Here is a 21,408-nt window from a genome sequence, read left to right as displayed (position 1 = left end):
AGACGGCTAGATTTCCATTTGATTTTTTTGCTGCTAGGATGGACCTCACGCAGTTGCATGGATGTAAGGGGTAGAAGCGGTGTCGAGCATAGAGTCGAGCAAGAAGTCGGACGTAACAAAGAAACTGGAAGCCTGTCTCAGGGAGCGGATCCTGATCATCGACGGTGCCATGGGCACCATGATCCAGGGGTACAGGCTCGGCGAATCGGATTACCGCGGCGAGCGTTTCGCCGACTGGCATACCGACATCAAGGGCAACAACGATCTGCTGGTGCTGACCCGGCCGACGGTGATCCGCGAGATCCACGATCAATACTGTGCCGCCGGGGCCGACATCCTCGAGACCAATACCTTCAACGCCACTCGCATCGCCATGGCCGATTACGAGATGGAAGCCTTCTCCGCCGAGATCAACCGCGAGGCGGCCCGCCTGGCCCGCGCCGTGGCGGACGAGTGGACGGCCAAGGATCCCGCCAGGCCACGTTTCGTGGCGGGGGTGCTGGGCCCTACCAACCGCACCGCCTCCATCTCGCCGGACGTGAACGACCCCGGCAAGCGCAACGTCACCTATGACGAGCTGGTGGCCGCCTACACCGAATCGACCCATGCTCTCATCGAGGGGGGCGCCGACCTCATCCTCATCGAGACCATCTTCGACACCCTGAACGCCAAGGCGGCCGCCTTCGCGGTGGATCTGGTGTTCGAGGAGCTGGGCTACAGCCTGCCGGTGATGATCTCAGGCACCATCACCGATGCCTCGGGCCGCACCCTCTCCGGCCAGACCACGGAAGCCTTCTATCACTCCCTGCGTCACGTCAAACCCATCTCCTTCGGCCTCAACTGTGCGCTGGGCCCGGACGAGCTGCGCCAGTATGTGGAGGAGCTGTCGCGCATCAGCGAGACCTTTGTGAGCGCCCACCCCAACGCCGGCCTGCCCAACGCCTTCGGCGAGTACGATCTCGACGCGGGTGAGATGGCGGAACATATCCGCGAGTGGGCCCAAAGCGGCTTCCTCAACCTGGTGGGGGGCTGCTGCGGTACCACCCCGACCCATATTCGCGCCATGGCGGACGCCGTCGCCGGCATCAAGCCCCGCGCCCTGCCCGAGCTGCCGGTCGCCTGCCGGCTGTCCGGCCTCGAGCCCCTCATCATCACGGCGGAGTCCATGTTCGTGAACGTGGGGGAGCGCACCAACGTCACAGGTTCCGCCAAGTTCAAGCGCCTCATCAAGGAGGGGCTCTACGACGAAGCCCTGGATGTGGCCAAGCAGCAGGTGGAGAGCGGCGCCCAGATCATCGACATCAACATGGACGAGGGGATGCTGGACGCCGAGGCGGCCATGGTGCGCTTCCTGAACCTCATCGCCGGCGAGCCGGATATCGCCCGGGTGCCGGTGATGATCGACTCCTCCAAGTGGGAGGTGCTGGAGGCGGGTCTCAAGTGCGTGCAGGGCAAGCCGGTGGTCAACTCCATCTCCATGAAGGAGGGGGAGGCCAAGTTCATCGAACAGGCCAAGCTGCTGCGTCGCTACGGCGCCGCCGTCATCGTCATGGCGTTCGACGAGGTGGGCCAGGCCGATACCCGTGCCCGCAAGTTCGAGATCTGCCAGCGCGCCTACCGGATCCTGGTAGATCGGGTGGGTTTCCCGCCGGAAGACATCATCTTCGACCCCAACATCTTCGCGGTGGCGACCGGCATCGACGAGCACAACAACTACGCGGTGGACTTTATCGAGGCGGTCGGCGACATAAAACGCAACCTGCCCCACGCCATGATCTCCGGCGGCGTCTCCAACGTCTCCTTCTCCTTCCGCGGCAACGAGCCGGTGCGGGAAGCCATTCACGCCGTCTTCCTCTATCACGCCATCCAGAACGGCATGGACATGGGGATAGTCAACGCCGGTCAGCTCGCCATCTACGAAGACATACCGGCAGAGCTGAAGGCGAAGGTCGAGGCCGTGGTGCTCAACTTGAGTGACAGTGCCACCGAGGATCTGCTGGTCATCGCCGAGAAGTATCGCGGTGCCGGCGCCCAGGCTGAGGATCCCCGGGATCAAGAGTGGCGCAGCTGGCCTGTGGGCAAACGGCTTGAGCATGCCCTGGTCAAGGGCATCACCGACTTCATCGAGGAGGACACCGAAGAGGCGCGGGCTGCGGCCGAGAAGCCGCTGCACGTGATCGAAGGGCCGCTGATGGACGGCATGAACGTGGTGGGCGACCTGTTCGGCGCCGGCAAGATGTTCCTGCCCCAGGTGGTGAAGTCGGCGCGGGTGATGAAGCGGGCGGTCGCCTACCTGCAGCCCTACATAGAGGCGGAGAAGTCCGGCGGCTCCAGCAACGGCAAGATAGTGATGGCCACCGTCAAGGGGGACGTGCACGACATCGGCAAGAACATCGTCGGCGTGGTGCTGCAGTGCAACAACTACGAGATCGTCGATCTCGGGGTCATGGTCTCCTGCGAGACCATCCTCAAGACGGCGCGGGAAGTGGGGGCCGACATCATAGGCCTGTCCGGCCTCATCACTCCGTCGCTTGACGAGATGGTGCACGTGGCGAAAGAGATGGAGCGCCAGGGCTTCAAGCTGCCGCTGCTGATCGGCGGCGCCACCACCTCCAAGGCCCACACAGCGGTGAAGATAGAGCAGAACTACTCCGAACCCGTGGTCTATGTGTCGAACGCCTCCCGCGCGGTGGGGGTAGCCCAGAGCCTGCTGAACCCCGAGCTCAAGCCCGCCTTCGTCGCCCGCATCGACAAGGAGTACGAGATAGCGCGGGATCAGCATGCCCGCAAACAGCCTCGCTCCAAGCCGGTTTCCCTGGCTCACGCCCGCGCCAACCGCCATCAGCTGGACTGGGTCGGCTATGAGCCGCCCAAGCCCAGGACGCCGGGCGTGCAGACCTTCGAGGACGTGCCCGTCTCGGTGCTGCGCCCCTACATCGACTGGACGCCGTTCTTCCTGAGCTGGGAACTGGCGGGCAAGTATCCGCGGATCCTGGAGGACGAGATCATAGGTGAAGAGGCGACCAAGCTGTTTGCCGATGCCAACGCCATGCTGGATCAGCTGGAGAAAGATCGGAGCGTGCGTTGCGCCGGTATCATAGGCCTGTTCCCCGCCAACGGGGTGGGGGACAGCATAGAAGTCTACAGCGACGAGTCCCGCACCGAGGTCATCAAGGTGCTGCACCACCTGCGCCAGCAGAGCGAGAAGCAGGGCTTCCCGAACTACTGCCTAGCGGACTATGTGGCACCCAAGGAGAGCGGCAAGCCGGACTGGATCGGCGCCTTCGCGGTGACCGGCGGTATCGGCGAGGAGGCCATAGCGCAAGCCTACAAGGCGGATCACGACGACTACAACGCCATCCTCATCCAGGCGGTGTGCGACCGTCTCGCCGAGGCCTTCGCCGAATACCTGCACGAGCAGGTGCGAAAGCGGCACTGGGGCTATGCCCCCGACGAAGCCCTCAGCAACGAGGAGCTGATCCGCGAGAACTATCGCGGCATCCGCCCGGCGCCGGGTTACCCGGCCTGTCCGGAGCACACCGAGAAGGGCAGCATCTGGGAGCTGCTGGGGGTGGAGCAGGCCATCGGCATGAAGCTCACCGAATCCTACGCCATGTGGCCGGGGGCGGCGGTGTCCGGCTGGTACTTCTCCCACCCCGAGAGCAAGTATTTCGCGGTGGCGCAGATCCAGCCCGATCAGGTGGAAGACTACGCCCAGCGCAAGGGCATGACGCTGGTGGAGGCCGAGCGCTGGCTGGGGCCGAACCTGAATTGATCCCGTTGCCCGGCCTGAACTGGCCCACGCAAGCTGAGGTGTTATGAAGATTGGATTCGTCGGCCTGGGGGCAGTGGTGGAGACCGCCTATCTGCCGGCATTGCGGGCCCTGGCGCCAGAGATGGCGATCTGGGGATTCGATCCCGCCCGCAGCCTGCCGGGAGTGGACTCGCTGCCGACCCTGGAAGGCCTGCTGGCGCAGCCCCTGGATCGGCTGGTCATCGCCACCCCCTCCCTGCTGCATCTGCCGGTGCTGGAGCAGGCGCTGGCAAGCTCCATCCCCTTGATTCTGGTGGAGAAGCCTGTGGTGGCGACCCTGGCCCAGCAGGCTCGCCTGCAGGCCCTGCTGGCGGATCCCGAGGTCGCCCCCCGGGTGCTGGCGCTGGATCACTGGATGGCCCGCAACGCCGTCCAGCGGCTGCTCGGCGGCGGGCTGGGGGATGATTGGCGGCCGCAATCCGGTCAGGCTGGCCCCATTTCGCCCCTCACCCTGACCGACGTGGCCTCGGTGGAGGGCTTCCTGCTGGAGCCCTGCGGCCTTGACGAGCAGGGGCATCCCTATGCCCTCAACTTCGCCACCGGCGAGCCGGATCGGCGGGTCCTGCGTCATCCCGACGGGGTGATCCTCGACATCGGCACCCATCTGCTGGCGATGATCCGCGAGCTGCTGGTGGCCCTCGGCGGGGATGACAGTTTGACGCTGATGGCTGAAGGGGTAGCCGACAGGCTGGGCCAGCCCATCCGGCGCGGGGATCTGGAGACCGCCGAGGGGCGGGCCTGTCTGCGCGGCGAGGTGGCAGGGGTGCCTCTGACCCTCTGGCTCGACAAGTACGCAGGATCCGGGGTCGAGAAGAAGGGGTTATGCCTGCATCTCAAGGATGGGCGGCGCATCGAGCTGCTTCGCAGCGGCAATCTGGAGTGGCTGCATTTTCACGACGTCGATGGTATGCGGGGCTGGCAACACGAGGGGCCTCTCTATCGCGACTGCATAGCCCAAACCCTGCTGGCCCCTGTGCCGGTGGGCGGCTGGGCCGAGGTCACGGCGCGCCGGTTGCAGGAGGTGGCGCTGCTGCTGAGCCTGCAGCAGGGGTTGCGTGGTCCGCATTGAATCTGGTTCTGCGTTTCTTGCAGAACGCCGAATGGTGAGGGGAAAGGATTGGCGTTGCCAGTCGTTCATGGCACCTTATACTCTCCAGTCCGATTATCAGGTCTGTCATTTCCATGAATATTGCCATTTTATCCCGCGAGCCCAACAACTACTCCACCCGCCGTCTGGTCGAGGTGGCTCAGGCGCGCGGGCATCAGGTCGAGGTGCTCGACACCCTGCGCTGTTACATGAACATCGCCTCCCACAGCCCCTCCATCCACTACGAAGGACGGGAACTGGAGAGCTATGACGCCGTGATCCCGCGCATCGGTGCCAGCATCACCTTCTATGGCACCGCCGTGCTGCGCCAGTTCGAGATGATGAATACCATGGCCCTCAACAGCTCGGTGGCCATCAGTCGCTCCCGGGACAAGCTGCGCGCCATGCAGCTGCTCTCCCGCCACGGCATAGGCCTGCCCATCACCGGCTATGCCCACAGCACCCACGACGTGCCCGACCTCATCACCATGGTCGGCGGCGCGCCGCTGGTGGTGAAACTGCTGGAGGGGACCCAGGGGATAGGCGTGGTGCTGTGCGAGACCCAGAAGGCGGCCGAGAGCGTGATCGAGGCCTTCATCCAGACCAACAACAACATCTTGGTGCAGGAGTACATCCGCGAGGCCAACGGCGCCGACATTCGCTGCGTGGTGGTGGGTGGCAAGGTGGTGGCGGCCATGCGTCGTCAGGCCCAGCCGGGGGAGTTTCGCTCCAACCTGCACCGTGGCGGCGAGGCGTCGGCCATCAAGATCACCCCGGAAGAGCGGGCGACAGCGGTGCAGGCCGCCAAGATCATGGGGCTGGACGTGGCCGGGGTGGATATCTTGCGCAGTGCCCGTGGCCCCCTGGTATTGGAGGTGAACTCCTCCCCTGGTCTGCAAGGGGTCGAAGCCGCCTCCGGCAAGGATGTGGCGGGCAAGATCATCGATTTTCTGGAGCTAAAGGCGAGTCGCAAGCACAAGCCGGCGGAATAAGCCGCCCTCCCGTCCTCTGCCAACAAGGCGCCCTCGGGCGCCTTGTTGTTATCTGGCTTGTGGGTTTGCCGGGGGGCCTGTTGCCTCCCTTTTCCCCTGGCGGGAGAAGGGTTGGGGGTGAGGGGGAAACTATGCCTCTGTGAGGTCGGGGGCGTTCATCGCCAGCCTGGCGCTGAAAACGCCATCCTCCAGCCGGGTCTCTATCTGCCAGCCCAGCTTCTCGCAGATGCGCTGGATGATGGTGAGGCCGCAGCCGTAGCCCAGGATCTGATCCGGCGCCGCCGCGGTGGGATTGCTGATGGTGAGCACCTGCCCCTGAAGCGCGATCTCGATATGACCCTCGGCGTAGCTCAGGGCATTCTTCAGCAGGTTGCCCAGGGCGATGGCGAGCAGGGAGAGAGGGGCCAGCACCTCACTCTGCTCGTCCAGATTGAGGCGGATATCCAGGCTCTCGCGCTGCAGCAGGGGGGCTAGGCGCGCCAGCTCCCGCTGGATCAGCGGTGCCACCAATTGCCGGGGTCGCTCGACTTCCTCCTTGCGGCCCAGCAGCAGGAAGGTCTCGGTGAGCAGGGCCATCTCGTCGCTGGCGGCCCGAATACGGCTGGCGGCCCGGGCGGCGGGGGCGGGCAGGTCGCTCACCTTGCCGAGCAGGGCGGCCGAGCCCTGGATCACCATGTTGGGGGTGCGCAGCTCATGGCTGGCGAAGCGGCTGAACTCCTGCTCCCGGGCGAACACTGCGGCCACCTCGTGCTTGCCCGCCAGCAGCGCCAGCTCGATCTCCCGCAGCTCCTGCCAGGGGGCGTCCGGCACGAAGTCGACCTGATCCGGGGTGAGGTGGGCGACGCGCTGGCGCAGCCTGTCCAAAGGGCGGGTGATGTGGCGCACCAGCCAGATGCCGAACGCTATGCAGCCGAGCAACAGGGCCAGCCCGATCAGCCGGGTGACCAGGTGCAGCCTGTCTTCGTAAGGATCCAGGTAGTCATCGGCGTCGTCGTTGAACACCAGGTAGAGCAGGCCCTGGCCCGAGGGGTGGGCGCGCACCAGGAAGTGTTTGTCCTCTTCCCCCAGCTGGTGCTCGAAGAAGCCGGGAGTCCGGTAGGGCTTCAGCCAGGCCGGCAGGCGTCCCGCCTCCGTCCAGTAGCTGGAGAACTGGCGCGGGCTGGGGGCGGGGGCCGCCTGGCCGAGCCGCAGCCAGTCATCGTTGTAACGGGTGACCTCGGCCTCCAGCCAGTGGCGCAGGCTGAGCTCCTCCATCTTGTTCTCGGCCACCACCATCAACAGGCTCAGGATCAGCAGCAGCAGCAAGCCGGCCCCGCCCAGCGCCAGGATCAGGCGCTTGCGCAGACTCGGCAGATTCAAGGCTTGCTGGCCCGGGGGCACCGGGGTGCTCATGGTTTGACCAGCCGGTAACCCTGGCCGTGCACTGTCTCCAGCATTGGGCTGGGGAAGGGCTTGTCCAGCGCGTTGCGCAGGGCGTAGATGTGGCTGCGCAGGGCGTCCGAGTCGGGCTCTTCATCCCCCCAGACGGTGTCGAGCACCTCCTGGCGCGTCACCAGCTGGGGGGCACGCCTGACCAGCAGGGTGAGGATCTGGAAGGGGATCTTGCCGAGCTTGAGCTCCACCCCGGCGCGGGTGGCGCGGCCCGCGGCGGGATCCACCGCCAGCTCGCCGAACGCCAGCGCTCCCATGTCGCTGCGGGGGCCGCGCAGGGCCAGGGCCTGCAACCGCACCTCCAGCTCCTCCATGGCGAACGGCTTGACCAGGTAGTCGTCGCCCCCCGCCTTGAAACCTGCCAGCTTGTCATCCAGGCTGTCGCGGGCGGTGAGAAAGAGCACAGGGGTGGCGATGCCGTCCGCCCGCAGCCGCTCGACGGTGCGCAGGCCGTCGAGGCGCGGCATCATGACGTCCATGATGATGACGTCGAAGCGCTGTTCAGCCAGCAGTTGCAGGGCGGCCTGGCCGTGATAGGCGCAGTCCACCCTGTGCCCGGCCAGCTCCAGATAGTCCATGACGGTCTCGGCCACCTGGGGACTGTCTTCCACTACCAGTATTTTCATGCTCTGATCTCCTGGTTTGGGCCGAGATTTCACGGCCATTTCACACCGGATGAGACATCCTGTGTGCCAGTGTAACCCCGAGGATCCCCGATGAAGAAGTCTCTCTGCGCCCTCTGGCTATTGATTTCATTGCCCTTTGGTCTGGTGCAGGCGGCCGAGTTCAAGCTGACCGGCCGCACCAGCTGGCAACTGGGCCAGTTGATGGTCAACGGCATTCCCTTCGTGATCGATGAGCAGACCCGCTTCAAGGACGGTCTGGGCGAAGACGATCTCGGCGGCACCTGGGTCGATCTGGAAGGGGTGATCGAGGGAGACAGGCGGCTGGTCCGCGAGGTGGAGCCGCTGGAAGAAAAGCATGAGATGGAGCTGGAAGGGCCTGTGGCGCAGGGGCGGATCTGGGGTTATGTCACCTCGGACGACAGCCTGGCCCCCTTCGAGGGGCGCTGGCTGGAGCTGGAGTGCCGTTTCGACGGCATGCGTCTGAGCCGCTGCCGGGAGGATGACTGAGCCGCCGCACCAGTCGACCGGAAAAATTGCCCGTCCAGGCCCATAGTTAAACCTCCTCGCTGGGTTGACCATGGGCCTGCTTGCTATGACCAGAACCGCATTGTTCCTGCTGCTCTCCTTTCACGCCCTTGCCGACGAGCCCGAACTCTGGCTGGTGGAGCTGGAGCACAACGACGGCATCCGCCTGCAGTTTCAGGGGGCCGAGCTGGAACTCGGCACCGCCGATCTGCGCGGCGTAGATCAGTTTGATGATCTCAGGCCCGGCATGCACCTCGCCATCCAGAGTCGATACGGCGTGGCCGAGCAGATCCGGGTGCTCGCCACTGTGCCGGACCAGGCCCAGAGCAGCCAGTGGCTGCGGGCGGATGACAGGCTGGTCGCCACCGCAGGAGAGAGCCTGCTGATGCAGCAGCTGGGGGTACTGGTGTTTGATGCCGGCACCCGCTGGGTGAACGGCAGCCCCGCCGATCTGCAACCGGGCCGCAAGCTGGTGCTGAGCCGTGATGAGGACGGACGCCTGACCGAGGTGCTGATCCCCAACCCGGAAGAGGAGCCCGAATAAACAGCCAGGATATAATGCAGTCATCTGGCTGATATTTCATCTAGCCGATGCCGCTGACGTTCACATTCAATAATTAAAAACTTAAACACCACGAAAATTATAAATTAAATAATAAAGTAATGACTCTGATATTTGTTTTGTCATTAATTAATAACCTGCCTGTTAATTGTATGGATGCCTTTTTAGAACAATTAAAGTGTGGATTCGATCGCATTCGATGATTTCTTTGACTGATATTCTCCCCCTGGCATGCAGCGAGATAAATATCATTTGCATGCCTATACCTACAATATTGGGGGAGCTATGGATAAACTAAAAATAACGGGTTTGGCGTTGACTATTTCGACGCTGTTGATGAGCCAGGCCCATGGGGCAGAGCCAATCTATCCTGATCAACTGCGTCTCTTCTCGCTCGGGAAAGAGGTCTGTGGTGCCAGCTATCGTCCGATCAATCGGGAAGAGGCGCAGAGTGTCCGCAATAATATTGTGGGGATGATGGGGCAGTGGCAAATAAGTGGATTGGCCAATAACTGGGTGATCATGGGATCGGGTTATAACGGTGAAATAAAACCCGGATCGGCCTCGGATACCTGGTGTTATCCGACCAAGCCGGTCACCAGTGAAATACCCGTATTGCCTGCGCTGAATATTCCAGATGGCGATGAAAAGGACGTGCAATGGCGGCTGGTGCATGACAGCGCCAATTTCATCAAGCCTGCCAGCTACCTCGCCCATTATCTCGGCTACGCCTGGGTCGGTGGTAACCACAGCCCCTATGTGGGCGAGGACATGGACGTGACCCAGGATGGTGACAGCTGGCTGATCCGCGGCAACAACGACGGTGGCTGCGACGGTTATCGCTGCGGTGAGAAGAGCAGCATCCGGGTCAGCAACTTCGCCTACACCCTGGATCCCGAGAGCTTCAGCCACGGTGAGGTGACCCAGTCCGATCGTACCCTGGTCAAGACGGTAGTGGGCTGGGCCATCAACGACAGCGACACCCCCCAGTCCGGTTATGACGTGACCCTGCGCTATGACACGGCCACCAACTGGTCAAAGACCAGCACCTATGGCCTGAGCGAGAAGGTCTCCACCAAGAACAAGTTCAAGTGGCCCCTGGTAGGTGAGACAGAACTCTCCATCGAGATCGCCGCGAGCCAGTCCTGGGCTCAGCAGGACGGGGGCTCCACCACCGCCTCCCTCTCCCAGTCGGCGCGCCCGACCGTGCCCGCCCACTCCAAGATCCCGGTCAAGATCGAGCTCTACAAGGCGAACATCTCCTACCCCTACGAGTTCAAGGCGGATGTCAGCTATGACCTCACCTTGAACGGCTTCCTGCGCTGGGGTGGCAACGCCTGGTACACCCACCCGGATAACCGGCCTACCAAGAGTCACAGCTTCGTCATAGGCCCGTTCAAGGACAAGGCGAGCAGCATCCGTTACCAGTGGGACAAGCGCTATATCCCGGGTGAGGTGAAGTGGTGGGACTGGAACTGGACCATACAGCAGAACGGTGCCGACACCATGAAGAATGCCCTGGCCAGGGTGCTGCGCCCGGTGCGCGCCAGCATCACGGGTGACTTCCACGCCGAGAGCCAGTTTGCCGGCAATATCGAGATAGGTGCGGCCGTGCCCATCGGGGGCGACAGCAAGGTGCGCCGTGCCCGCAGCGTCGACGGCCAGACCGGCGGGTTGCGCCTGGAGATGCCGCTGGATGCCAGCGAACTCTCGGCGCTGGGCTTTGACAACGTCCAGATCAAGCTGGAACCCGCTATTGACCAGTAATCCGATGGCACTGACAACGTGTTATAAAACTGGGCTTTTGCCCGGTTTTTATTTGTGGAAAGCCTCATTTTTAGCGTTTTTCGCTGCCTTCGGTTTGGCGTGTCTGAGTGCGTTACCAGTCCTGGTCGCGAGTCAGCCGCCTCGTTCGTGGGTATGAGAGTGGACTGGCCTATTCAACTAGCTCCTTCGCCCGTCAGTGCGCCACCCTGGTCTGGCTTCGCCACTGGTCGGCTGTGTTAATGCCTTGTACTTTCAAATTCCCCACTTATACTGGCGCCATCTTGTCGGAGTGCTGACCGTCGAACGACGCAAAGCTGAGACCGTTAATTCGGGATCCGTGGAACCTGATCAGGTTAAGACCTGCGAAGGGAAACAAGGGTAACTTGCGAGTTGCCGCGCCGGGGGAGTAGCCACTTCCCCCTTGCCTTGAGGGGATCCCCCAGGCAAGGGCTGGCGCACAGGAGGGAGGTCGTTCCGCCGCTTGCCCGTCAGGGCGGCGAATGTCCCCGACAAGGGGGACGGGACGGCAGAGCAGGGATGATCCATCCCGTGCTCGCTCCCTCTTGAGAGCGCACCCAGACTGCAAGTTCATCACTTCTCCTCGAACTCCAGACAAGCAAACACCCATAACTTCAACCAGTTAATGTGAGTTTTGCTATGTCTACCTCTTCTGAAAACAGCAAGTCCGTGCCTGCCAGCCGCCGGGAGCAGCGCTCCAGTGCCCAGGCCTTTATCGACAACCTCAAGGGGATGGCCCATCCCAACTCCAGACGCATCTTCATCGAAGGTTCCCGTCCCGATATCCGGGTGGGGCTGCGGGAGATCGTCCTGGCCGACACCTTGGTCGGCGGCAGCAAGGAAGACCCCCAGTTCGAGCCCAACGATCCCGTGCCCGTCTACGACACCTCGGGGGCCTATGGGGACGAGAGTGCCGAGATAGACGTGCGCCGCGGCCTGCCGCGCCTGCGGGAAGCCTGGGTGCTGGAGCGGGGCGACACCGAAGCCCTGGATGATCTCAGCTCCGCCTTCACCCAGGAGCGCCTCGCCGACGAGGGGCTGGATCACCTGCGCTTCGATAATTTGCCCAAACCGCTGCGTGCCAGGCCGGGCCGCCGGGTGACCCAGCTGCACTATGCCCGTCAGGGGATTGTCACCCCGGAGATGGAGTTCATCGCCATTCGCGAGAACATGGGCCGCGAGCGGGTGCGCTCCGAGCTGCTGCTGCGCCAGCATCCGGGTCAGGGTTTCGGTGCCCGCCTGCCGGAAAACATCACCCCCGAATTCGTGCGCGATGAGGTGGCCGCCGGCCGCGCCATCATCCCCAGCAACATCAACCACCCGGAAGCGGAGCCCATGATCATCGGCCGCAACTTCCTGGTGAAGATCAACGCCAACATAGGCAACTCGGCGGTCACCTCCAGCATCGAGGAGGAGGTGGAGAAGCTGGTCTGGTCCACCCGCTGGGGCGCCGACACCGTCATGGATCTCTCCACCGGTCGCTACATCCACGAGACCCGCGAGTGGATCTTGCGCAACAGCCCTGTGCCCATCGGTACAGTGCCCATCTATCAGGCGCTGGAGAAGACCAACGGCATCGCCGAGGATCTCACCTGGGAGCTGTTTCGCGACACCCTGCTGGAGCAGGCCGAGCAGGGGGTGGATTACTTCACCATCCACGCCGGCGTGCTGCTGCGCTACGTGCCCATGACTGCCAAGCGCCTCACCGGCATCGTCTCCCGCGGTGGCAGTATCATGGCCAAGTGGTGCCTGTCCCACCACAAGGAGAACTTCCTCTACCAGCATTTCCGCGAGATCTGCGAGATCTGTGCCGCCTATGACGTGGCCCTCTCCCTGGGCGACGGCCTGCGCCCCGGCTCCGTCTATGACGCCAACGACGAGGCCCAGTTCGCCGAGCTGCATACCCTGGGGGAGCTCACCAAGATTGCCTGGGAGTACGACGTCCAGGTGATGATCGAGGGGCCGGGTCATGTGCCCATGCACATGATAGAGCGCAACATGACCGAGCAGCTCGAGCACTGCCACGAGGCGCCCTTCTACACCCTGGGGCCGCTCACCACCGACATAGCCCCCGGCTACGATCACTTCACCTCCGGTATAGGTGCCGCCATGATCGGCTGGTACGGCTGCGCCATGCTCTGCTACGTCACCCCCAAGGAACACCTGGGGCTGCCGAACAAGGAGGACGTGAAACAGGGCCTCATCACCTACAAGATCGCCGCCCACGCCGCCGATCTGGCCAAGGGTCATCCTGGTGCCCAGATCCGCGACAACGCCATGTCCAAGGCGCGCTTCGAGTTCCGCTGGGAGGATCAGTTCAACCTGGCGCTGGATCCCGAAACCGCCCGTGCCTATCACGACGAGACCCTGCCTCAGGAGTCCGGCAAGGTGGCCCACTTCTGCTCCATGTGCGGCCCCAAGTTCTGCTCCATGAAGATCACCCAGGACGTGCGTGACTACGCCGCCAAACTCGAAGCGGTCGAGGTGAAACTGGTGGGCATGGATGGCCAGCAGGAGCGAGTCTTGGCTGAAGTTGAAACTGGCATGGCCCAGATGGCGGAAACCTTCAAGGAGAAGGGGGGCGAGCTCTACCATCAGGCGGCGGCCCTCAAAGAGGAGCGGGAAGAAGCATGAGCACCAAGCCCATCGTCTGGACCATAGCGGGTTCGGACTCGGGGGGCGGCGCCGGCATCCAGGCCGATCTGCATACCCTGCATGCCCTCGGCGCGCACGGCTGTTCGGTGATCTCCGCCATCACCGCCCAGAACTCGGTGGCGGTGAAGATGGTCGACCCCGTGCTGATGCAGAGCTTCTGCGCCCAGATCGACGCCCTCGGCGTCGACTTGCCCCCTGCCGCCATCAAGATCGGCCTGCTGCCGACCCGGCTGCACGTGGAGGTGCTGGCCCGGCGGTTCGATACGATAAGCGCCCCCTTCGTGATCTATGACCCCGTGGCCATCGCCAGCACAGGTACCCCCATGGCGGAACCGAACATGCTGGCGGCGGTGCGCGAGCACCTGCTGCCGCGCCTCTCCCTCATCACCCCCAACGGCCCCGAGCTGGAAGCCTTGACCGGCATTCCGGCGACCAGCCCCGAGCTGGTACGTGCAGGGGCGGCCCGGCTGCGGGAGCTCGGCGCCCGCGCCGTGCTGGTCAAGGGCGGCCATCTCGAGTGGAGCGGGGATCACTGCCTCGACTACTACCAGGATGAGCAGCGCGAATTCTGGCTCGCGGCGCCCCGTCTGGCGACCCGCCACGGTCACGGTACCGGCTGCTGTTATGCCAGCGCCATCGCCGCCGTGGTGGCGCTGGATTACCCGGTGGAAGACGCCATCACCCTGGCACGCGCCTATCTGCAGCAAGGGCTGGCGGGGGCGCAAGGGGTGGGGGCAGGCCCCGGCCCCATCGCCCATCTCGGCTGGCCGGTTGGTCTCGACCACTTCCCCCGGGCCGTGCTGGCGGGATCAAGGCTGGATCGCCGCTTCGGTCTTTATGAGGCAAGCAGCGCTCGCCTGCCGGAGGGTCCCTTTGCCGCGACCGAACAGCATCTGGGTCTCTATCCCGTGGTGGATTCGGTGCAGTGGCTGGCGCGTCTGCTCGGTGAGGGGGTCAAGACCCTGCAACTGCGGATAAAAGATCTGCCGGCGGCTGCGGTTGCGCCTGCCATCGCCAAGGCGGTGGCCCTGGGCCGCCAGCATCAGGCCCGGCTCTTTATCAACGATTACTGGCAGTTGGCCATCGAGGCTGGCGCCTATGGGGTGCATCTGGGGCAGGAGGATATGGAGAGCGCCGATCTCGCCGCCATCCAGGCCGCCGGCCTGCGCCTCGGCATCTCCACCCACGGCTACTTCGAGCTGATGCGGGCCCGGGAGCTGGCACCCTCCTATATAGCCCTGGGTCATATCTTCCCCACCAACACCAAGCAGATGCCGTCCCGTCCCCAGGGGCTGGTGCGGCTGCACCACTACCGCGCCCTGATGCAGGACTGGCCCACTGTCGCCATCGGCGGCATTAGCGAAGAACGCATAGCGGCGGTGCAGGAGAGCGGGGTAGGCAGCATCGCCCTGGTCTCCGCCATCACAGGGAGCGACGACTGGCAGGGGGCCACGGCCCGGCTGTTGGCCGTCGTGGGGGCCGGGGATCCGGCGCGCTCCACCATAGCAGTGCAGGAGGTGGCACATGCGCTCTGACGAGGCGTCTCTTCGTGACGAAGAGTATCTGAGATACGGCAGGCAACTGATGCTGGCGGAGATAGGGGAGGAGGGGCAGGTGCGGCTGAAAGCCAAGTCGGTACTGATCGTCGGTCTCGGCGGCCTCGGCTCGCCGCTGGCGCTCTATCTGGCCGGGGCCGGTGTCGGCACCCTGTGGCTGGCCGACGGCGACACCCTGGACTCCAGCAATCTGCCGCGCCAGATCCTGTTCGACGGGGAGGGGCTGCGCCGCTCCAAGGCCGAGCTGGCCCGGGAGCGGTTGGCGGCCCACAACCCCCATGTGGAGCTGATCGCCATCAACCAGCGCCTCGATGGGACTAGTCTGCCAGCCTTCGTGGCTGAGGTGGATCTGGTTGTCGACTGCTGCGACAACCTTGCCAGCCGCCACGCCATCAACGCCGCCTGCGTGGCCCAGGGGAAACCCTGGATCTCCGCCGCCGCCGTCGGCTGGCAGGGTCAGCTGATGGTGCGAAGCACCCCTGAGCATGCCTGCTACGCCTGCCTCTACCCGGCGGATACCGAAATCAGGGAGAGCTGCCAGAGCAGCGGCGTTACGGGCCCCCTGGTGGGGGTGATGGGTTCCCTGCAGGCGTTGGAGGCACTGAAACTGCTGCTCGGGCGCCCCAGCCCGGTGGCGGGCACCCTGCGCCGCTTCGATGCCCTGGCCCATGAGTGGCAGACGCTGCGCCTGCCTGCCGACCCCGACTGCCCGGTGTGTGGCAGCCATAAGGATGACCAATGAATATTCGATTGAACGATATCGAGCTGACGCTGCCCACCGGACAGCGCCTGACCGAGCTGCTGGCGGTGCAGGAGATTGCTCCCCAGGGGGTGGCGGTGGCCCTCAATGGCGCCGTGCTGCCCCGCAGCCGCTGGCCAGAGACCCGCCTCAATGACGGGGACGAGATCCACCTTTTCACTGCCATCGCCGGAGGCTGAGATGCTGACCATTGCCAATCACACCTTTTCATCGCGCCTCTTTACCGGCACCGGCAAGTTTGCCCACCCCGAGCTGATGGCGGCCGCCATAGCGGCGAGCGGCTCCCAGCTCGTCACCATGGCCATCAAGCGCCTCGAGCCCGGCAAGCGCCACGACGACATCCTCACTTCGCTGCTGGCCCTCGGGGTCAAGCTGCTGCCCAACACCTCGGGGGCCAAGACGGCCGCCGAGGCGGTGTTTGCCGCCCACCTGGCCCGGGAGGCGCTGGGGACGAACTGGCTCAAGCTCGAGATCCACCCCGATCCCAAGTACCTGCTGCCAGATCCCATAGAGACCCTCAAGGCCGCCGAACAGCTGGTGAAGGAGGGCTTCGTGGTGCTGCCCTACTGCGGCGCCGATCCCGTGCTCTGCAAGCGGCTCGAAGAGGTGGGCTGCGCCGCCGTCATGCCGCTCGGCGCCCCCATTGGCTCCAATCAGGGGCTGGTGACCCGGGAATTCCTCTCCATCATCGTCGAACAGGCCAGGGTGCCTGTGGTGGTGGACGCAGGGATCGGGGCGCCGAGCCACGCGGCAGCGGCCTTCGAGCTCGGCGCCGACGCCGTGCTGGTGAACACGGCGATTGCCGTGAGCGGCGATCCTGTCGCCATGGGCCGCGCCTTTGCGCTCGCCTGCGAGGCCGGTCGCAGCGCCTATATGGCGGGCCTCGGGGCGCGCGGCAGCCAGGCCCAGGCTTCCAGTCCCCTGACCGATTTCCTGGGGGCGTTATGAGCCAGGGTTTAGAGGTGATAGATGCTGCAGCTATGGGTTCTGTACCACAAGCTCAGCCAAGTGTTTGCCTCCCTCTCCCTTTGGGAGAGGGGCTGGGGGTGAGGGGCGAGGCTGACTCGGCTCTTGAATGGGGCGAGCCCTGCGCTCCTCCCCCTCCCAAGGGGGAGGCCGGGAGGGGGTTGGATTTTGCCGACCGCTGGCGCGAGCTGGAGTGGGACCATGTGGGCATGAGTATCCGCGCCAAGACGGCCCGGGACGTGGAGCGGGCGCTGGCCAATCCACGGCGCACCCTGCAGGACTTTATGGCGCTGATCTCCCCGGCCGCCGAGCCCTTCCTGCCCCGGATGGCGGAGCTGGCGGAGCGCCTCACCCGCCAGCGTTTCGGCAATACGGTGGGTTTCTACGTGCCCCTCTATCTGTCTAACCTGTGCGCCAACGACTGCACCTACTGCGGCTTCTCCATGAGCAATCGCTTGAAGCGCAAGACCCTGAGCAGCGAAGAGATTGAGCGCGAGTGCCTGGCCCTCAAGGCGCGCGGCTTCGACAGCGTGCTGCTGGTGACCGGCGAGCACGAGACAAAGGTGGGCATGGCCTATTTTCGCGAGATGATGCCCATCATTCGCCGCCACTTCAGCACGGTCGGGATGGAGGTACAGCCGTTGTCCGAGGCCGAATACGCCGAGCTGAAAACCCTGGGCCTCGATGCGGTCATGGTCTATCAGGAGACCTATCACGCCCCCGCCTACGCCCGCCATCACCTGCGCGGCAACAAGCAGGACATCGAGTGGCGCCTCGCCACTCCGGACCGGCTGGGGCGCGCCGGTATCGACAAGATTGGCCTCGGCGCACTGATCGGTCTGTCACCGGACTGGCGTGCCGACAGCTATTTTGTCGCCGAACACCTGAGCTGGCTTGAGCGTCACCACTGGCAGAGCCGCTATTCCCTCTCCTTCCCGCGCCTGCGCCCCTGCACCGGGGGGCTGGAGCCCGAGGTGACCATGTCGGACCGCCAGCTGGTGCAGCTTATCTGTGCCTGGCGCCTCTTCTCGCCGACCCTGGATCTGTCCCTCTCGACCCGGGAATCCCCTGCGTTTCGCAACGGCGCCCTGCGCCTTGGCATCACCCAGATGTCGGCGGAATCGCGCACCCAGCCCGGCGGCTATGCAGAAGGGGATAAAGAGGAGCTGGAGCAGTTTGCCATCCACGACGACAGGTCCCTCGGTGAGGTAGCAGCTGCCGTGCGGCAGGCGGGGTTACAGCCGGTGTTTAAGGACTGGGAACCCTTCCTGGGCCGATAGGGGCGGCCAGCCCCCCCCTTTGCCGGTGGCATCCGGCATGGTTGGGCGCTGTTCGGCCGCGCTCCTTGCTGGTGCCGATACCTTGGCTCCCTCCCCTGCGAAGGGGAGGGCTGGGGAGGGGTCTTGATGCGGCTGCTATGGCGCACCGTCGTAGGGTCGATTAGCCGGTAGGCGTAATCGTCCGTTCCGAGGTATGGTGTTGGCGGCAGGAGCCGTTGTGTGGTGGCACGGCCTTGCCGCGCAGGACGCGAGGCCGCTGGCCTCGAAGGGGTTTCGCCCGCCCTTCGGGCTTGGGCGAGTAACTTTTCTTTGCGTGGCCAAAGAAAAGTCACCAAAAGAAAGGCCACCCCCGCCAATCCGACCGCTACGCGGTTTCCCTCGGGTCAGGTGTAAGGTCGGACGGACCGCCGCAGACGGCACATCCCTGTGCCGGCTGCGTCTGCGCCATCATCCCTGATGGCGCTCCTGACCTTGCCCCTTTCCCTCGGCGGATTGAAGGGGGAACCAACACCGTGCCCGCCATAACCTCAGGGGCGTAGTCGTAGGGTGCAATAAGCGGAGCGCATTGCACCGCTTTTGGCATCTTGTGGTTGGGAATATAGAGGTGCAATTCACTTCGTTCATTGCACCTTACGGTTACAGCACTATAGTAGCGAACAGATTATGGAGTTATGTTATTTACTACCTTGTCTATAGCGCTCAAGCCTAGATTGATCTGAGCTTTGTTCACTTTTACATCAGGGTCGCTGTGAACAGAATAGTAGTCTTGCCTCATTCTAGATAATGGTGTGCCATGATGAGCAGCCACTACACCAGCTGTATTAAAGTCGCGTAATTCAGCAACATATTTTGATAAAAAGTCTGCTTTGGATGTTGCCGCAATAGCATGTGGAGAGAATCTTGTTGGGTCTGCAATATATTCATTGTACAGTTGATCTGCAGTTGCTTCAGAAAATGCAGCGAAAGCTGCGGCAGCACCTTTAAATTGAGTGAATCTATTTCCAATAGCTAGGTGAACTTTAGGGAGAGGAATTTTTCTTTGGCTCGCTTTCGCAGCAAATGTATAATTCCCAAAGAATGGATGTGGTTGTACTGTTCCATATATCAATGCAAAGAGTGCTTTTACTGCGACTCTTGACGAATCATCGGCATTCATTGGGACAAGTAACCTTGATGCCCCACAAATTGCGAGCTCCGTATAGATAGAGAATGAAGGATTCGTGTCGAAAAATACAGTCCACTCATCCTGATCAAGACTAGATACTAATCTTTGGAATATCTCATGAACCCATTTCCAAGGATCCCCCAGGCCGGGGATTGGTGTACGACCAGCCTCCTCTGTTATTGCTGGTGCCATGAGCTCTAGATTTCCATCTCCACTCAGAAGATAAAGATTATCAGGCATCATTACATTTTTTGTTGATACCTGAATGTAGAAGTTTTTTATATCAGGGACCGTCCTGCTTAAAATTGCATCGCTTATATATCCTACGACACTCTTGGGTGTTGCCATTGAACACAATGTGAGAACTTCATTTTCACCCCCGACACCCCCGCCGAGAATTAACATTGAGCTATTGGCTTGTGGGCACAGATCAATTACTAATACTTTCCTTTCAGGGTGTAACTCCGCAAATCTTGATGCGACATGGAATGTGACTGTGCTTTTACCTGTCCCACCTTTATTATTCCAGATGGCGTACGCTTCCATAATATTCTCCTGTGATAGTTTAAGTATAAAAGTTCACATTTAAAAACTAACAAAAAGACATCGTTATAATAAAGCCGTCAAGGCACTTATCATATCTTGTGGGCCAGTGTACATCTGCCTAGGTTTTGTCTAAAGCGTTTGAGTTCAAAGGTGTGAGATGCCGCAGCAGTTATATCAGTCAGATGCTTATACATTCGCTAACCCTTTATAAACACACCCTCTCCAACTCCGCAATATCCCCGCCGCCAATCAGCTTTAAATTTCGACTAATCTGCTCCACTGGCCAGTTCCACCAGGCGAGGGCGTTGAGGCGGGCTATGGTGTCGTCGTCGAAGCGGTAGCGGATCAGCTTGGCGGGGTTGCCGCCGACGATGGCGTAGTCGGGTACGTCACCGGTGACCACGGAGCGGGCGGCGATGATGGCGCCGTTGCCGACCTTGACGCCCGGCATGATCAGGGCCTCGTAGCCAATCCAGACATCGTTGCCAATCACCGTATCCCCTTTGTAGGGCAGGCTGCCCGGCGCGGGGGCGGCGCTCTCCCAGCCATTGCCGAAGATAAAGAAGGGGTAGGTGGAGAAGCCGGAGCTCTGGTGGTTGGCGCCGTTCATGATGAACTTGACCCCGCGGGCGATGGCGCAGAACTTGCCAATGATGAGTTTGTCGCCGATGAAGGGGAAGTGATAAAGGACGTTGCGCTCGAAGCCTGCGGAATCCTCCGGGTCGTCGTAGTAGCTGTAGTCGCCCACCTCGATATTGGGTCCCTTGATGGTGTTCTTGATAAAGCACAGCTGGGGGAAGCCCTTCATGGGGTGGGGATTGGCGGGGTCGGGTCCGTGCATGGGGTGCTCCTCTGGGGTCTGGGCTCAAGCTACCCTAACGGAACCGGAAGGACCCTTGCCACCTTTTTGTACGCCCCGGTTCGCCAGCCTTTGTCGCCCCCGGCCCATGTGCGCATCGACCCGGGGCCGGTTTGTCTCTAGCATGGGAGGGATGCGGGGCTGGTGCTCCGCCCCCACGGGCTTTTGGCGAAGTCCGTCCTGCGGACTTCTGGTGGAGAGAAAAGATGAAGCTGCGTTCCTTGTTGATGGTGGGTGCCCTCTTGCTGGGCGGCTGTGCGGTCAATCCCTATGGAAGCACCCCGGCGCCGGTCGGCGAGCCGGACAAACCGGTGAGCCAGCCACAGAAACCGGTGGCCGAGCCCGACAAGGCAGAGCCTGTGCCTGCGCCCGAACCCGTGGCCCCGACCGGGCTGGCGCTCGCCATGGCGGATGCCTTTCTGAAGGCCCCCGAGGTGCAGGCGTTGAGCCAGGATGGCAGCCCTGTGCTGCTGCTGATGGCGCCCCAGAACGGCACGGGTGAACCCTTCAGTACCCAGCCCATGGCGGTGGCCATGAGCCAGCGCATTCAGGCAAACAGCGGCTTTCGCTTCGCCGATCCCGGCCAGGTGGCGGCCATCACGGGTCAGCTCGAGTACCAGCAGGGGGGCATGAACCCCGCCTCTTTGGTGCGTCTGGGTCGCCAGACCGGGGCCGGTTACATGCTCTACGGGGATCTTCTCTCCGAGGGGAGCCGCTACCGCCTCGCCATGAGCCTGATGGATCTGAAGAGCGGCGAGCTGCTCTGGAGCGGGAGCCGCTCCGCCAGCCGCTGATCCCG

17 protein-coding genes and 1 riboswitch are annotated in these 21,408 nt (G+C 62.9%); of the genes, 13 read left to right on the top strand and 4 right to left on the bottom strand.

Features of this window, described 5'->3' with window-relative positions:
• The first annotated feature begins 79 nt into the window (after nt 1-79).
• From metH to rimK, 3 genes are all read left to right on the top strand, one after another.
• Nucleotides 80-3,775, top strand: a complete 3,696-nt coding sequence (gene metH / locus WIR04_RS18930; RefSeq protein WP_338889008.1) for a methionine synthase — start codon at nt 80-82, stop codon at nt 3,773-3,775.
• A gap of 43 nt (nt 3,776-3,818) precedes the next feature.
• Nucleotides 3,819-4,883, top strand: a complete 1,065-nt coding sequence (locus tag WIR04_RS18925) for a Gfo/Idh/MocA family oxidoreductase (protein WP_338889006.1) — start codon at nt 3,819-3,821, stop codon at nt 4,881-4,883.
• 113 nt (nt 4,884-4,996) lie between these two features.
• Complete coding sequence (gene rimK / locus WIR04_RS18920; protein ID WP_025325466.1) at nt 4,997-5,893, top strand: 30S ribosomal protein S6--L-glutamate ligase; 897 nt, start codon at nt 4,997-4,999, stop codon at nt 5,891-5,893.
• Between the two features lie 129 nt (nt 5,894-6,022).
• Here the strand turns inward: rimK and WIR04_RS18915 are convergent, their stop codons facing one another.
• Both WIR04_RS18915 and WIR04_RS18910 read right to left on the bottom strand, forming a co-directional pair.
• Entirely contained in the window at nt 6,023-7,252 is a 1,230-nt protein-coding gene (locus WIR04_RS18915) for a HAMP domain-containing sensor histidine kinase (protein WP_338892647.1), read from the bottom strand.
• A gap of 29 nt (nt 7,253-7,281) precedes the next feature.
• The gene (locus WIR04_RS18910) at nt 7,282-7,950 is read right to left on the bottom strand and encodes a response regulator transcription factor (RefSeq protein ID WP_338889004.1); all 669 of its coding nucleotides are present in this window, start codon (nt 7,948-7,950) and stop codon (nt 7,282-7,284) included.
• Between the two features lie 90 nt (nt 7,951-8,040).
• Between WIR04_RS18910 and WIR04_RS18905 the strand changes: the two genes are divergently transcribed.
• The 9 genes from WIR04_RS18905 to thiH all read left to right on the top strand — a co-directional run bounded on the left by WIR04_RS18905 (nt 8,041) and on the right by thiH (nt 18,039).
• Nucleotides 8,041-8,457: a hypothetical protein gene (locus tag WIR04_RS18905; protein WP_338889002.1), complete on the top strand. Its 417-nt coding sequence runs from the start codon at nt 8,041-8,043 to the stop codon at nt 8,455-8,457.
• Nucleotides 8,458-8,542: 85 nt separating this feature from the next.
• Complete coding sequence (locus WIR04_RS18900; protein ID WP_338889000.1) at nt 8,543-9,019, top strand: hypothetical protein; 477 nt, start codon at nt 8,543-8,545, stop codon at nt 9,017-9,019.
• 303 nt (nt 9,020-9,322) lie between these two features.
• A complete protein-coding gene (locus WIR04_RS18895; RefSeq protein ID WP_338888998.1) occupies nt 9,323-10,804 on the top strand; it encodes an aerolysin family beta-barrel pore-forming toxin in 1,482 nt (493 codons plus the stop codon).
• A 275-nt stretch (nt 10,805-11,079) separates the two neighbouring features.
• Nucleotides 11,080-11,193: riboswitch (TPP riboswitch) on the top strand.
• A gap of 268 nt (nt 11,194-11,461) precedes the next feature.
• Nucleotides 11,462-13,456, top strand: coding sequence for a phosphomethylpyrimidine synthase ThiC (thiC, locus tag WIR04_RS18890; protein WP_338888996.1), 1,995 nt, complete (start codon nt 11,462-11,464; stop codon nt 13,454-13,456).
• Entirely contained in the window at nt 13,453-15,012 is a 1,560-nt protein-coding gene (thiE, locus tag WIR04_RS18885; protein WP_338888994.1) for a thiamine phosphate synthase, read from the top strand. The genes thiC and thiE overlap by 4 nt, the downstream gene beginning before the upstream one ends.
• Nucleotides 15,002-15,775: a HesA/MoeB/ThiF family protein gene (locus WIR04_RS18880; RefSeq protein ID WP_338888992.1), complete on the top strand. Its 774-nt coding sequence runs from the start codon at nt 15,002-15,004 to the stop codon at nt 15,773-15,775. The genes thiE and WIR04_RS18880 overlap by 11 nt, the downstream gene beginning before the upstream one ends.
• The gene (gene thiS / locus WIR04_RS18875; RefSeq protein ID WP_042042049.1) at nt 15,772-15,972 is read left to right on the top strand and encodes a sulfur carrier protein ThiS; all 201 of its coding nucleotides are present in this window, start codon (nt 15,772-15,774) and stop codon (nt 15,970-15,972) included. The genes WIR04_RS18880 and thiS overlap by 4 nt, the downstream gene beginning before the upstream one ends.
• 1 nt (nt 15,973) lies before the next feature.
• The gene (locus WIR04_RS18870) at nt 15,974-16,741 is read left to right on the top strand and encodes a thiazole synthase (protein WP_338888991.1); all 768 of its coding nucleotides are present in this window, start codon (nt 15,974-15,976) and stop codon (nt 16,739-16,741) included.
• Nucleotides 16,742-16,773: 32 nt separating this feature from the next.
• On the top strand, nt 16,774-18,039 hold the full coding sequence (gene thiH / locus WIR04_RS18865; RefSeq protein WP_338888990.1) for a 2-iminoacetate synthase ThiH: 1,266 nt from the start codon (nt 16,774-16,776) through the stop codon (nt 18,037-18,039).
• 661 nt (nt 18,040-18,700) lie between these two features.
• On the opposite strand, the gene WIR04_RS18860 is transcribed toward thiH, so the two are convergent.
• Nucleotides 18,701-19,750: a ParA family protein gene (locus WIR04_RS18860; RefSeq protein ID WP_338888989.1), complete on the bottom strand. Its 1,050-nt coding sequence runs from the start codon at nt 19,748-19,750 to the stop codon at nt 18,701-18,703.
• 205 nt (nt 19,751-19,955) lie between these two features.
• A complete protein-coding gene (locus WIR04_RS18855) occupies nt 19,956-20,591 on the bottom strand; it encodes a Vat family streptogramin A O-acetyltransferase (protein WP_338888987.1) in 636 nt (211 codons plus the stop codon).
• Between the two features lie 224 nt (nt 20,592-20,815).
• Between WIR04_RS18855 and WIR04_RS18850 the strand changes: the two genes are divergently transcribed.
• Nucleotides 20,816-21,403: a penicillin-binding protein activator LpoB gene (locus tag WIR04_RS18850; RefSeq protein ID WP_171276978.1), complete on the top strand. Its 588-nt coding sequence runs from the start codon at nt 20,816-20,818 to the stop codon at nt 21,401-21,403.
• The last annotated feature ends 5 nt before the right edge of the window (nt 21,404-21,408 follow it).

Origin of the sequence: Aeromonas rivipollensis, assembly GCF_037811135.1 — a bacterium.
Lineage (GTDB): Bacteria > Pseudomonadota > Gammaproteobacteria > Enterobacterales > Aeromonadaceae > Aeromonas > Aeromonas rivipollensis.
Note: the sequence above shows the minus strand (reverse complement) of the source record. Positions and strands in the feature narration are given on the sequence as shown.